The organism is Desulfonatronovibrio hydrogenovorans DSM 9292 (assembly GCF_000686525.1).
Classification (GTDB): domain Bacteria; phylum Desulfobacterota; class Desulfovibrionia; order Desulfovibrionales; family Desulfonatronovibrionaceae; genus Desulfonatronovibrio; species Desulfonatronovibrio hydrogenovorans.
The window spans coordinates 61,184-74,361 of sequence record NZ_JMKT01000009.1 but is presented as its reverse complement, the minus strand read 5'-3'; the positions used below and the strand labels follow the sequence as shown (position 1 = coordinate 74,361).

The following is a 13,178-nucleotide window of genomic DNA, read 5'->3' as shown; positions in this document are numbered from 1 at the left end:
ACCCTTTAACAAGTGAGCAGCGACATGAAGATATCACAAATGCTTGCCTTAATAGCTATTGCAGGCGGAGTGGCAGCAGGAATAGGGACCTATGCGCTTTTTCCGGACATCCATAATGCTGCCTATGTTGTAGTTGGTGCACTGTTTACTGCTGTGGGATACGATTCTTTGTTGAAAATGAAAGCAAGGGAGCGCCTTGCGGACAAAGACAGCTCCTAGCTAAAACGCAAGTCCCTGTAAGCCCACATCAACATCCAGGTCCATTTCGCCGTCCTTACGTAGATCCTTGACTCTGGGCCTGCCCTCCGAGTCAATATGTATGCGCAGCTCTCCGCCGACCCGCGCAGCCGGACCAAAAACAGGCTCTCTGCCGTCCCTCTGCGATGTCGGAGGGCCAAGATGCTTCTCCGATGACATGCTTTGGAGGCCATCAAGGCCCAAACGTTCGCGCACAAAGTCCGGCATCCATCCTGTGAGCCGGTCAACCTGACGTCCAATCCACTCAGCCAATCCGGATATGCGCTCGGATATTCCGGCCCTCAAACCGTCAATCCATTCCCTGCCCAGGTCGATAAGAGAGTTTTCCCGGAACCAGTCCAATACGGAGCTAAAAGCCCTTGCAAGCAATGTGACAGGGTTCCAGCTTGCAATCAGCCTGACTACCCTTCCAATGCCATCCTCGGTCCAGCCCAGGACTCCTTGCCATAAGCCCCGAAAAAAGTCTGAAATCCCTTCCCAGTTGCGATAGATCAGGTATGCAATCCCAGCTATGGCAGCAACTGCAGCCAGAAACCAGCCGACAGGCGTGGCCATAAGGGCCACCGTAAATTTAGCCAGCGCAGCGCCTGTAGCGACCAAAGCGTTAATTAAAACTGCACCCAGCGTCCAAGCTAGCTTGGCAATAGCCACCCCAGTCAAGGTTAAGGAAAGCAGGAAGGGTCCTGCCAAAACTCCGGCGGTTGCTATTAAGAGGTTTCTAAACCCTCCAACCCGATCCGCCAGCCAGGACACTGCCTGGCGGACGTCTTGTATCCATTCCCAGAAATTGCGAAGGCCCTGAATGATCCGCTCGCTGATAACCTCCCGGTTGGCCCTGGCCAGCTTGGTCATGTTCTCGATCCACTCATTTATTGCCGGCAGCAGATCACTGATCACCGCATTCCTGATTCCCCTTACCGTGCCCGCCAGCAGACTCATTGCGTCGTTGTACCGCTCAGCATCCCTGGCCTCCTCCTCGGTCAATATCTGGCCGGTTTCCATGTACTGCCGGACAGCTTCCTCGAACTCGTCCCTGCCCTGGTTGAGCAGGTTAACCATCTCTTCGCCGGAACGCCCGAAAGTGGCGGCTGCAAACCTCTGCTGCAGATCCTCGGACTCCATGTCCTCCATGACATCCATAATATCCATGAGCACGTCCATCCCGGAGCGCATGACCCCCTCGGAATCGCGAATGTTGATCCCGGCCCATTCGTAGGCCTTGGCCGCCTCGCCTGTTCCTGCCGCCGCTTCAGCCATTCTCCGGCTGAAGCGGCTCAGGTTACTTGCAATCATCTGTCCGCCGCCCGTGGTCATCAGGTCGGCCGCGCCCATCAATTGCTGCACCTCGCGGTGGGTCATGCTGACCCGCCGTGAGAGCTTGAGAGCCTCGTCCGCGCCCTGGGTGAATCCGGATATCAGCCGGTGCATACTGTAAGCGGCCCCGGCGGCCACACCTCCCAACATTGCAAGCCTGCGGGTTGTGGCCCGCAGAGATGACATTGTATGGCCCAGGGCATCACCCACACCCCGGGCCGCATTGGACACCCGGTCCAGCCCCGTGCGCCTGGCCAGGCCGCTCATTGCCTGGCGAATCCTGCGTACCGGCCTGGTAACCTGGTCCACCAGCTCCATAATCACGCTCGTCCGCATGGCCCTCATCGCTTCATCTCCTGGGCCAGTTCATGGGCCTGGTTACGCCACCACATAATATCATCAACATCCATCTCCATCAGGTCAGCAGGGCTGAAACTGAACATATAGGCTACACTGCGGACTGCTCGCTGCCAGTCTGCAGGGACGCGGGCAAAAAAGGCTTGATAACCTCCAGGGCATCCGCGACATCCCGGGAGTCCATTTCGTCTATAGCCGTCGGAGGCAGTCCAGCCAGGGCTGCCAGCAGGGCCATTGACTTGCCCATTTCACCGGGCGCCTGGTCCATCTTTTTCATGTGCTTACCCTTGACGCTCTTGGGCAGGCGCAGCTCCTCCAGAGTTTTTTCAGGGTCCATCTTGGACGGTTTAAAGCTGAATGGAAAATCCAGCTTGAAGATCACGCAATCGGATTCATAGATTATTTTTTCCTGCTCCACCTTTCACCCCCTATATCTTCTCAATGGATTCAGCGGCCATGCTCAGCCTGACCTGGCCCTCGCCGCTGTTCAGCTCCGGGGTCTCCGTCGTGAACGCGTTGGACAGCAGGTAGTCCTGGCCGTTGTCGGCCTCGAACAGCACTGTCGCGCCGGTAATGTTGCCCAGCGCGATGATGTCCAGATCCTCCGTGGCCAGCGCGGTGGCCTGTAGCCTGGGAGGCTGCTTTTCCTCCCGGTAAAACACCCTGTTGCCGGACATCTGCACTTCCCTGTTGGACCCGCCGGGGTCCAGGGTTGCCCCGCGTTCGGTGGGGATGTCCTCTCCGTCTATGCGGATGGTGGCGTTACCCGTCAATTTGCTCATTTCTTACCTCCTGAACTGCACTTGCTGTGCATGTATCCGGTACTGCCCAATCAGCCTGGGCGAATCTATGGTATTCAGCCTGGTGGGGTCGTCCGGGTCAACGTTTACCTGCAGGGAATCGGCGTACCCCTCGTAGTCCTGCACCCAGCCGCGTGTGCCCATGAAGGTCTCTTTGTACAGGCGCAGCAGCTCAGCCTTCGCGACCTTCGGGGTCATGATGGGCTGGGACGGGGAGTAGAACTCGCGGCTTGCGTCATCCGCCAGCTTATGCCTGGGATACTTGCGCAGAAACAGGCTGCGCTGCTCATACCTGATCCGCTCCAGGGTCTCCGGAATGTTGATATCCAGGTAACTGTCATCAGGCACCCCGGCCGGAGACTGCTGGTATGTCGTGATCTGGCGCTCGATCTGCACCGTGCCGTCATCCTGAACGGTAAACGTGGCGATCCCGTCATACAGCAGCAGATTGCGCTCGTAATCTTCCCAGCGGTCCTCCTCCCTGGGGGGCATGATCCCGCGCAGGGACAGCCTCTGCAGCGGCCTGGCCGGGTCATTGCTCAGGCTGTCAGCAGCGGTTATTGCATTGACAGCGGTCCAGATCCAGGTGGGGCTGGGGCTTTTGTTCGTGCCCATGACCGTCAAATGGGGGCTGTTGTTGTCCCCGCCGAATGTGCCGGTTTCGCTGTGCGTTCCCCGGTATGCGGCAAAAGCGCGGCCGCCCTTCTGGATCATCGGGCCGAAGCGGTCCTCCAGCTCATCCGTGATCTGTTCCAGGTTGTGGCTGTCGGTATATGGCAGGGCTATCCAGTTCCACCACTCATCACCCATTGCCGCGATTGCATCGTCGATTTCCGGGTTGGCCGCGCCTCCGGACATCTCGCTGATTCCAATTTTCAGGCCCTCGGGTCGCTCCTCGCCCCGCGCGGAGATCCGGATGTCGATGTCGTTTCCGGTCTCCCCGGCCCACCTGCATTCCAGATTGACCTTGTATGCATCCGTGCCGTCCACCTCTGCGGTAACGGGCATGCGGTCCTCGTCCCCGATAGCCTCGACAATGGCCTCGGCCACATCCTCGGGTGTATCAGTGGCCTCAACCGGCACGCGCACCCTGTATCCGGCAATGTACAGCGCCAGGGGCCTGGTCTCGGTCGGCTCGTTGGTGATTTCCAGCACCCCGGAAGCCTTGACCCCGGCCTCGTCGTCATTCAGGGGGATGGCCCAGGTCTCCAGATAGGGGTCCACATCCTTGGCATGGCGGATCATCTCCGCCAGCATTGAGCCCCGGCCGTAATAGCGCTCAGCCTGTTCTGCATTGGTCACCCGGTCCAGCGAATGGGCATCTTTTTTCCCTGTGTCGAGCTTCTGGCCCAGGAAAAGCAGCTTGCCCATAAACACGGCGGAACCGGCCAGGCGGTTGTCGAACTCGATATACACGCCCGGAATCCGCAGCTGTGCCGGTATGTCGTTAAAAACTCCTGCTCCTATCATTACTTGTCACCCTCCTCTTTCTGCACCGCGATTTTGGGCTGAGCTTTGGGAGGCGCGGCCTTTTCCACGTCCCCGTCGCGCAGCCTGCGCCGCCAGTAGGAACTCATCTGCACATGCCCCCCGGCTTCAGGTAAAAGCCGGCCGTCCGGCCTGCGAACCCTGAGGCCCTTGCGGGGCTTTAAATATACCTTGCTCATCCTATTCTTCCTCCTCGTAGGTTATGCTGGACTCGTATTCGGCCTCTCCCACCTGGTGCGTGCCGTCGTAGCCTGCGAAATCCTCCAGCTCGGACACGTCTTTCAGGGGCGGCCAGGCCAGATCAGCCAAAAACTCCGCCTCATATACGGTAATCCCTTTGCGCTGGGCACTTGCCGGAGACAGAACCGCGATTCCCTGAAATTCCAGTATGCCCGTGCCTGCATTCAGCCCAGACATGGCAGGGACTACCTGCTGCAAAATCTCATAAGCTCCGACCTGATGGGCCGCTCCGCGCCTGCGCTCCCGCTCGCCGCTGGCATGCCCGGTAACCGCATATATCCTGTAAACTGCGCTGATCCTGGCCCGCTTGCCCCTGTTGCTGGACCGTCCGCCGTCCCAGTAAACATACACGCCCGGCACCTGGCGCAGGGCCAGGGCAAGGGACTGCTCATCCCAGGGCCCGGGAAGGGTCTCCACGGTCTTCACCGATTTTCCCAGCACCTCTTTCAGACGATCAGTTATCGCGTCCTCTGCATAGGCCAGCATCAAAAGCCCTCCATGTCCTCAGATCCGAACACCCGAACACCCTTGCGCACCCTGGGCGATCCGGTGGAAGTCTCCGGCGGAGGAGTGACCCCCAGGCTGATCTTCCCCCTGGCCACGTGCTCCAGGAACTGCCTGGCGTCCTCGTATCGCTTCCGGACCTCCTCGGTGGCCAGGGTGTCATGCAGTCGAAACCTGGCTATGTCGGCAGTAACCCTGGACAAAACGGCCGGGGGCTCGGAAAGGGGCAGGCTGTAACGACTGCCCAGGTATCCGTCCACCTCGGCCGCTGCATCGTCCAAAGCTCTCTGGGCCACATCATGGTCCACCTCGCCCGAGTGCTCACGGTCGGTGAGCTCTATCATCTCGCTTTCACCGAAGCGCTTGATCAGGTCCTGGACCGTGCAGTAAGGCATGGGCTACTCCTGGCCTGCGGGTTGCGCGGACAGGTACAGCTCCACCAGGTCCGCTTTTTTTGCGTCTGTGGGAACCTCTACCTGCAATTCCTCCAGCTTTTCGGTAAGCTGCTTCACGGTCATGGCCTCCGCCTGAGCTTTCCCGGAAGGCTCCTGCACCGGGGCAACCGCCCCGGCGGCAACAAGCCGGGCAGCCTGCTTCTGGGTCAGATCAATGGTACTGCCGGGCTTATGCCTTTTCTTGCCGCGCCGGATCTGTGTCTTTACTGTGTATTGCATCTGGGCCTCCTTAATCGTCCAGGACGTCTTCGATGAGATAGCCGGAATCTATCCCGGACAGCACGGGAACGCGCTCATAAGTCACCGGGTAGATCCAGGACTTCTGGTTGCGCTCGTTGTAGGGCTCCTCAGTCAGGGGGTGGCCGTTTAACACGTAGGTGTAGCCGAACGACGGCTGCCGCCTGGACGTGATCTGCTCGGGGACGTAGGCCAGGACAGCCTTGTTGGGCCAGACATCCTTCATGTCATCGTCGCCCTCTTCCATGTACACGGACTCGAAAACAGCCACGCGCCTGAGCTTGAAATACTGGGCCAGCATGTCTGCGGTAACCGAATCCGAACTGGTGTACTTGAACTGTTCTTTGATCTTGGGGTGCCTGGAAAGGCGGGCAAAGGTCTTGCCGTTGATCCCCAGCACATTGGGTCTGAGGCCCACTTTCTTGCGCACGTCTTCCTTGTAGTCGTCCACAGCCTCGCCGGGGTCCGAATCGTCATGGCTCCACTGGTCGTCACCGCTCAGGGTCTCTTTTGAGCTGGACTCGTATTTGCCGCTGTCCGTGGCCAGCTCGGCCTGCTCGATCTCCAGGGCCAGGGTGAGGATGTTCATCACCTCGTTTACCGCTTCAGCGCCCAGGTCTATGCCGGGGACCTCGTTGGCGTCCTGCATGTGCTCCCAGGGCACCAGGCCTTCCAGGGCGTCCTGGACCAGGGCAAAGGGCTTGCCTTCGTAGCCGAACTGCAGCCGCTTGGTGCTGGCCCCGGGGGCGCGCCTGGTCTTGTACTTCTTGAACGACTCCCGCCCGAACTCGATGATCTGCCCCCCGCGCTGGCGTACAGGCACCCTGGGAAAAAGCAGGTGCCCGGATCTCTCGGGGTGGCTGTAGCCCTGGGCCACGTTGGTCAGTATCGGGTCAACCACCCGGACTTGCTTTAAATTCATGGTCATTTCTCAACGCTCCTTTTTTTATTCTGTGAATTCAGGTTTCTGGTATCTGACCAGCAAGACTTCCACGAACTCTCCGTCCCCTCCGGACTCCTCCAGGGCTTCAGCCAGGACAAAATCCTCATCGGAAACAGAGTCCACTGCTTTGCCGTCAGCGTCGGACTTGAGCGCAGCACCCTTGTCAAAGCTCCCTCCGGCCTCGACAACCGTGGTTCCCAGAACATCAACCGCCAGGTCACCCCCGTCATCAGCATCCGTCCTGGAGACCCCCAGGGCCTTGGCTCCAGCTGTATCCACCTGCTCGCCGTCATGGTCTACAAAACGGTGCTTTTTCACCTCCCCGTCAGCGACCAGGCTCAATGTCAATATAGGCATGGACTGTCTCATTTACTTGCCTCCCTGTCTGGCCACGGCGTTTACAGCCGTGACGTAATCGCAATTGTGTTTTTCCTGGTATTCCAGGACCTGACCGTGCAGGCGGGCCTTGTCCGGGTCCACGCTGTAGCCGTCCGGCGTCTCGTAACTACCGGACGGGGATTCCCCGCCTTCATCGCCGGAGCGCTCCGAGTAGTCCACAGCCTGCGGCAGGTCTTCCAGGAACCGCTTCAGCCACTGTGCAGGCTGGAGCTGCTCCTTGTTTTCCCCGAACTCCACCACGGCTTCCCCTGCGGATTCGGTTGCCTCCATGAACTGCAGCAGGCCGTCCTTATGCCTGGGAAGCACCTTGCCCTGGCTTACCAGGCGATCAACCGCGTCCTCGTGCTCGGCCCGCTTTCGCGCAGCCTCGGCCTCCTTGAGCTTCTGCTCCCTTTCGGCAAACTCCGCCTCCATTTCCCGGCGGGCCTCCTGTTTGATTCTTTCTTTTTCCTCTTTGCTCAACTGCTCATCCTCCTGTTCAGTGTTTTCGGAGAATCCCGGATCTGTTTCCGGTTCCATCTCCAGATCCTTGATCCGGTATTCCGGCACGATATCGTCGGCGCGCCGTACTCCGGCCATCTCAATGATCCATTCCCGCAGGCCCCTCAGCACCCTGGACAGGGTGCGCTCGGCCTCTCCGAACTCAATCTCCACCACGCCCTGGTCATGTCCGGAAAACTCCACCTGCTTCAGGCCCTTGACCGCCGGGGGCTGAGCCCCCAGAAAACCGACGTGGCGCAAATACCACACGCCGGGACTGGGATTGCTCGGAGAATCAGGCCGGTAAAAGCTGGCGGATACCTTTTTGTACCGCCCGGACTTGACCACCTCGGCAAACTGCTCGTCCACCTGGGTGGGCTTTGCCTGCAGGGCTCCCTCGGCATAATCCAGCGCCCCGACCCACCCATAGGCCGGCTGATCTGTTTTGGGGTGCCCGACAACGATGGGAGCCTCGTGCAACTGCGGGTCATACGCCTCTGCTGATTTTCGCAGATCGGATTCACCGAACTGCAGGGCTTCTCCGGACATTGCCGTATGGCTCCCGGGTCTGAATATTTCGATTGCCTCCATAAACCGCCTCCTGTTACAGGATTTTTGTATATATTTTCTGGTAAATGCCGCTTATTTTCCGGGACAACCCGCGTCCCATCCCCAAACCGACCATCCTACATTCCACGTGCATGGGGTTTAGTATGTGCCGCATTCGATCCAGAGACCTGTTTAAAAGGTGTTTAATTTTTCCATACATGGCCGCCTAAGCCTCCGCCCGACCCTGGGCAGGGGGAAACGATTTAAAACGCTCTCAGAGGCTCTCAGCGCCTTCTTTCAAAAGCATGCCTGTAAAGTATCCGGGAGACCTCGGCAGCATTACCATCAGAGAATCCCAGATACTGCCTGGCCGGGATCTGGATCTGGGCATTCCTGGTACGGATTATCCCTCCCAGCTGGTGTATGGCTGCGTAAATCTTGTCCGTGCCCTGCTCCAGGGCAGTTCTTGAGGTCCGGTAGTGTATGGACCCCCGAAGGCCCGGGCCGCCGCGCTCTGTTAAAATTTTGTCGTTTCTTTTCTTGGTCCAGGTTAGAGGTGCAAGATCCTGCCAGGGCTGCCCATCCGGGTCGTGCTCACCCCGAAAGCGATCGTCCACGACGCGCTGCATGTATTCGCCCGCATCCCTGAAAGCCGGCCTGGGGTCGCTCATGCGCTGCATTACAGCCTGCAGGGCGTCTTGCGCCTGCTCATCATCAACCCTTACATGCAATCTGATTCCGGCCATTTCACCCCTCAATCAAACGGATCAGGCTCTTTTTCTTTGGTCTTTCTAAGGTGCCTGGCCAGGGCTGAGGCCAGAGCGCCTGGAAGCTTTCTGCTTTTGCGCTCGGCATGCTCCCTGGTGCGCTCGGCAACACTCTTTCCCGGTGCGTAATCCCAGCCCGGGTCCAGCCCCTTGGGCACATCGTGCACCTCGCCGGTCTTGGGGTCGGTCCATTGTTTAGCCTGCCTGGGCGGAGCCTTGTCAGGCTCAGTTTTTCCCATGCGCTCCAGGTCATGCCCGGAAAGGGCCACTACACGGCAGGAGCATCCCCATCCGTTGGGAGGATAATGCTCGTCCCACCAGGAGTCATCCGCAGGCAGAACCAGGCCGTCCCATTCCAAGTGCTCAGGCCTGGGGTCGGCTGATCCGCCGTGACGGTATTGCCAGTAAGGCCTGGACTCTTTTAGCTCCGGGTCGGACAGCTGCGCATAACGTCCGGCCTGATATGCAGTGCGCAGGTTGGCTTCGTAGATGATCCTGGATCTCCAGCCTCTGCTGCCCTTATAGTTCCAGCCATGCTTCTGCACTGCCTGGTCAAATTTCTTGCGAAACTCCGTAAGCGTCGTCCCCTCGGATATGGCCTGATCCACAGCAGATCTCAGATCAACCAGGAGGTCGGCCTTTGCCGCCCCGGCAGACATAAAGGCCACGTCATGAGCCTGCTTCCAAAGGTCGTTCCATCGCTCGGTAGGCACATTGATCTTGCCCCTGAAAAACTCGATGGCTTCATCGAATGAAAGTGACCCGTATTCAACAGGCATCAGCCCTCCGTATCCCCCGACTCTTCGGCAATCTCAAACATCCCGGCCAGCATGGATGCGGCCACGGCCTTCTGCATTATCCTGGCCAGCTGGTCATCCGGCACCTCGTCAAACATCTCTGTGATTCTGCCCCTGGCTTCCTCAAGGGTGTTGGCCTCATCTATGGCCGATCTGGCCGCGTCAATCATCCGGTCCATAGCGGTATCGCTTTCTGACTCCAGCTGATCCGCCAGCCTTTTGGGGACCTCGTCCTCTCGCTCGGAAAAAGAAGCGGCCGGCACTTGATGTTTTGCCGGGTCATCCTCCCATCCATCGCCATATGTATCGCGTATGTATTGCAGGCTGGGCTTGAATCCCAGGCGGGCCACTCGCTCGTCTCGTTCTGCCACCTTGCCCAGGTCTTCCGGCTGCTCCAGCTTTCTCCAGACCTTGGGCGTGGCCGCGTTTGGGTAGTTCCACTGCACCAGCCACCTGGCCGGACCCCTGTTAAATGACTCGCAGATCACATCCGCATCCGCCTTTACAATGTCGTCGCGCACATGGCTGGCCATGTCCTCACCGCCCAGGCGGCCGGGGGTTGAATCCGCAGATCCGGAGTGTCCCAGGACCACCTTGCTGATAGCCTTGTCCATACGGTCATACAGGGACGCATAATCAGCGGTTCCGCTGCGGGCGGCTTCGATGAGCTCCACATCCATGCCCTCGGGCAAAATTACGCCGGACTCGGTATGTATGGCCGATAACGCATCCAAAAGCCTTTGCTTTTCCTGGGGCGTGGCGTTGGCCGGATACTTGCCTTTGCCTGTGGGCTGGCCGAACTTGTCCAGAAATATCAACCACAGCCGCAAACCGGAGCGCTTGAAAAATACCGGCCAGTAAAGATAATGGCCCAGGCCCAGGCCGTAGGGTTCGTCATCGTGATCGGCTCCGGCGCTGTACACCCAGAACTTGCGTTCCGGCATCAGCTCACCCATTGGCTGGGAATGTGTTTTCAGCCGAAGCCGTCCGGCTCCGTCAAAGCCGAACCTGCGCCTGTTGCGCACCCGGATATCCCCCAGGGCCACGTGCCTGCCGTCTCTGACATAGAGGCATTCAGCCACGGCATATCCGTAGAAAACCCCGTAGTGCATGCGTTTTGTCAAGGCATCAAAGTTTATCTGCTGCAGCTGCTCGCGCAGAAAATCGGCAGCCGTCTTGTCATGTACAGTGTCGCCCCCAGGCTCGACATACCATTCCGCCTGAACCAGGGCGTCCTGACGGCTCCCCCAGTTGGCTGAAACCTGATCGTCCCGCTTCAGCTCCTCGTAAACCTGCAGGTCCCCGCCTCCCCGGCGCATCAGCACCTTGTCCTCGGGCTGCATCAGCTCCAGGGGAGACAGGTAACCCCTGGTTATATCCCGGCCATCCTGGGTGGTTGCAACTTCATTCATCTCCGGTCTTTCAGGCATCTAAAATCCTCCGGTGTCCACGTTTCCGCCTACTGCTCCGAAGCCGACTCTTTCCATTTTTTCCAGCGGTTCCGCTCCCACCCTGGTCCTGCCTGTGGACTGGTATTCGATTACTCCCCCGTACTCTATGTTCCTGGCTGCATAGTAAGCCAGGCATCCAGCTATGGCTGCGTCTCCGTGACGCTTGGCCTTTTTCCCCGACAGCGTTGTAACTGCGGTGCGCTCATCCCTGGGGACCATAGGTACACCCTTGATTTTTTTTATGGCCCTGTAGTCGTCTCGAATTTCAGGGTCCCTGGGAATGGGGAAGGTCTTGTCTTCAAAAGCCGCCTTAAAAGGAGGCATGTGCGTTGTGTACCAGGTGGTGCTTAAGCTTATCTCGTGAATCCTGTCCGGCCCTCCGAATTTCTGTCTGGCCCTCTCAGCCAGAAAAGCACCATTGCCGCCCTTGTCCAACGCGCCTCCGCCCAGTCGGGGGAATTTGCCGACGGTGTAAAACAGTGCCTGCTCCTGCTGCGCGAACGGGCAGTCCCGCAGCTCCAATACAAAAGGGGTCATCCATGTCATTTCAAAGGTTTCAAATATGGGCCATATATCCGTGAGGTCAGCCACCCTGCCGAAGTCCTCACCGAACCAGACGGGCTTGTCCCGGTCCAGCCGCAACAGGTGCGGCAACACATTAACTTCCAGCCATTCAGCCATATCCCGGAACCGGGTATCGTCAGGCCAGTCCACAAAGTCCCTGGCCGGGGGCTCCCAGCGCAGCACCGGGATTTCATCCGTCATTGCCGCTTCAATCATGGTTATGGGCAGATAGGCCCCGCTGCCCCGGGAAGGAATAACGTCAAGCTCTTCGCCTGCGTCCTCCCCGTAAAAGTCGTAGACACCCTGCACCCACTCCTCTTCTTGCTTCTTGTCCCAGTCTCTTCCCAGGCGGAGGCAAACGCGGCTATACAACCCCTGCTCAACAGCCTCCATGAAAGTAGTTTTGTGCACCGTTCCTTTTCTCTTCCCGGATCTAATGTCATGCACAAACTCGTTAAAAGGGTTTTCCTCTCCGTCGTGGGTGCTGAGAATTCGGACCTTGCCGCCCCATATCAAAAAAGCTAGGGCTGCTTTTATTAATCGGGGAAGCTGGTCGTGATAGGCAGCCTCATCCAGGACGGCAACCCCCTGCCGCCCGCGTAAATTTGTCGGCCTGGAGGACAGGGCCACTATTCTATGCTTGCTTCCCGGAAACCGTACTGTATAAGTCTTGATGTGCTTGTCTTCGCTATCCTCTTCCCATATCCCTTCCTCAATCTCTGAAGCAGCGTAGTTGAATGACCTGGCCCACATGGCGCAATACTCTATATACTCAACCGCCATGTCTTGGTTGTAGCCAATATAGTACACATTTTGCCCCCCAGCCTCTTTTGATGCAGCAGCTATCAACGCATTATCAGCGGCTTCGGCCCATGTTATACCAATTCGCCTGCTTTTCTCGCAGACCTTTACCATGCTTTTTTCAGCAATCCATTCTCTTTGGTAGGGAAGTAGAACCGCAGGCAGGTTTGCGTCTACATTCTGCTTCGAGGTATTTGGTATGTCCTGCTTCAACTTATCGCTCATGCCACTCCCAAAATCTCTTTGCGTATTTCCTGCACAGCTTCAGATGACAGGCCGCCTTTTTTGGCCACCTTGACCGCCTTGTCCGCTGCCCTGCTGGCGGTCTCCTGCCTGATGCGCAGCTCCCTGTCCGCGCTGATCTTGTCCGCGCTGGCCAGGTCCTTAATCGTTCGGGCCAGGTAAGAAATATCTTTGGGGTCGGCTTCTTTTTCGTTTTCACCCATCTGGCCCATCGTGGAAAAGGCCACGGTCCTGAGCATTTCTGACAAGAGCCTGCCCACGTCCCCGTCCGGCTCTTCTTCCAGCTTACCCACCCAGGTCCTGGCTATCTCCTGGGCCTGGCGGTACTTTTCCATCTGCTCCTGGGCGGATTTTACATAGCGTCCTATGGCCGATCTGGACGGAGCCTCCTCGCCCTCCAGCTCCAGGAGCCTGTCCCGGATCTGATCTATTGTGGCCCGGCCATCCCGGACCATCTTGTCCAGTTCTTCCCGGGCCTCAGGGCTGATCTGCTGTACTGTGCTCTTTCTAGGCATGTACTCTTTGCGCCTT

18 protein-coding genes are annotated in these 13,178 nt (G+C 58.3%); 1 reads left to right on the top strand and 17 read right to left on the bottom strand.

Annotation, left to right across the window (positions count from 1 at the left end; genetic code table 11):
• The first annotated feature begins 39 nt into the window (after positions 1-39).
• Entirely contained in the window at positions 40-219 is a 180-nt protein-coding gene (locus P771_RS0105560; RefSeq protein ID WP_028574359.1) for a hypothetical protein, read from the top strand.
• On the opposite strand, the gene P771_RS0105555 is transcribed toward P771_RS0105560, so the two are convergent.
• The 17 genes from P771_RS0105555 to P771_RS16595 all read right to left on the bottom strand — a co-directional run bounded on the left by P771_RS0105555 (position 220) and on the right by P771_RS16595 (position 13,162).
• Positions 220-1,917, bottom strand: coding sequence for a phage tail tape measure protein (locus P771_RS0105555; RefSeq protein ID WP_028574358.1), 1,698 nt, complete (start codon positions 1,915-1,917; stop codon positions 220-222). It lies immediately after the preceding gene.
• On the bottom strand, positions 1,914-2,015 hold the full coding sequence (locus P771_RS18665) for a GpE family phage tail protein (RefSeq protein WP_084301707.1): 102 nt from the start codon (positions 2,013-2,015) through the stop codon (positions 1,914-1,916). Before P771_RS18665 ends, P771_RS0105555 begins: the two co-directional genes overlap by 4 nt.
• A 5-nt stretch (positions 2,016-2,020) precedes the next feature.
• Entirely contained in the window at positions 2,021-2,347 is a 327-nt protein-coding gene (locus P771_RS0105545; RefSeq protein ID WP_028574357.1) for a phage tail assembly protein, read from the bottom strand.
• 10 nt (positions 2,348-2,357) lie between these two features.
• On the bottom strand, positions 2,358-2,711 hold the full coding sequence (locus tag P771_RS0105540) for a phage tail tube protein (protein WP_028574356.1): 354 nt from the start codon (positions 2,709-2,711) through the stop codon (positions 2,358-2,360).
• A 3-nt stretch (positions 2,712-2,714) separates the two neighbouring features.
• A complete protein-coding gene (locus P771_RS0105535; protein ID WP_028574355.1) occupies positions 2,715-4,199 on the bottom strand; it encodes a phage tail sheath subtilisin-like domain-containing protein in 1,485 nt (494 codons plus the stop codon).
• A complete protein-coding gene (locus P771_RS16620; RefSeq protein WP_035243980.1) occupies positions 4,199-4,396 on the bottom strand; it encodes a DUF2635 domain-containing protein in 198 nt (65 codons plus the stop codon). The genes P771_RS0105535 and P771_RS16620 overlap by 1 nt, the downstream gene beginning before the upstream one ends.
• A gap of 1 nt (position 4,397) precedes the next feature.
• Entirely contained in the window at positions 4,398-4,943 is a 546-nt protein-coding gene (locus tag P771_RS0105525) for a phage protein Gp37 (protein WP_028574354.1), read from the bottom strand.
• Positions 4,943-5,356 carry a gp436 family protein gene (locus P771_RS0105520; RefSeq protein ID WP_028574353.1) on the bottom strand — a complete coding sequence of 138 codons (414 nt, stop codon included), beginning with the start codon at positions 5,354-5,356 and terminating at the stop codon, positions 4,943-4,945. The genes P771_RS0105525 and P771_RS0105520 overlap by 1 nt, the downstream gene beginning before the upstream one ends.
• Before the next feature lie 3 nt (positions 5,357-5,359).
• On the bottom strand, positions 5,360-5,635 hold the full coding sequence (locus P771_RS0105515; RefSeq protein WP_028574352.1) for a DUF7210 family protein: 276 nt from the start codon (positions 5,633-5,635) through the stop codon (positions 5,360-5,362).
• 10 nt (positions 5,636-5,645) lie between these two features.
• Positions 5,646-6,575 carry a major capsid protein gene (locus P771_RS0105510; protein WP_208595943.1) on the bottom strand — a complete coding sequence of 310 codons (930 nt, stop codon included), beginning with the start codon at positions 6,573-6,575 and terminating at the stop codon, positions 5,646-5,648.
• A gap of 24 nt (positions 6,576-6,599) precedes the next feature.
• Positions 6,600-6,953, bottom strand: coding sequence for a DUF2190 family protein (locus P771_RS16615; protein WP_161635947.1), 354 nt, complete (start codon positions 6,951-6,953; stop codon positions 6,600-6,602).
• A gap of 12 nt (positions 6,954-6,965) precedes the next feature.
• Positions 6,966-8,066 (bottom strand): peptidase, encoded by a 1,101-nt coding sequence (locus P771_RS0105500; protein WP_028574350.1) that lies wholly within the window; start codon positions 8,064-8,066, stop codon positions 6,966-6,968.
• Positions 8,067-8,308: 242 nt separating this feature from the next.
• Complete coding sequence (locus tag P771_RS18220; protein ID WP_150112140.1) at positions 8,309-8,770, bottom strand: phage virion morphogenesis protein; 462 nt, start codon at positions 8,768-8,770, stop codon at positions 8,309-8,311.
• 8 nt (positions 8,771-8,778) lie between these two features.
• Entirely contained in the window at positions 8,779-9,570 is a 792-nt protein-coding gene (locus tag P771_RS16605; RefSeq protein ID WP_035243978.1) for a phage head morphogenesis protein, read from the bottom strand.
• Positions 9,570-11,018, bottom strand: coding sequence for a DUF935 domain-containing protein (locus P771_RS0105485; protein ID WP_028574349.1), 1,449 nt, complete (start codon positions 11,016-11,018; stop codon positions 9,570-9,572). Before P771_RS0105485 ends, P771_RS16605 begins: the two co-directional genes overlap by 1 nt.
• Complete coding sequence (locus P771_RS16600) at positions 11,019-12,629, bottom strand: hypothetical protein (RefSeq protein ID WP_051617138.1); 1,611 nt, start codon at positions 12,627-12,629, stop codon at positions 11,019-11,021. It abuts the gene before it with no gap.
• Positions 12,626-13,162, bottom strand: coding sequence for a DUF3486 family protein (locus P771_RS16595; protein WP_051617137.1), 537 nt, complete (start codon positions 13,160-13,162; stop codon positions 12,626-12,628). The genes P771_RS16600 and P771_RS16595 overlap by 4 nt, the downstream gene beginning before the upstream one ends.
• Positions 13,163-13,178 lie beyond the last annotated feature (16 nt).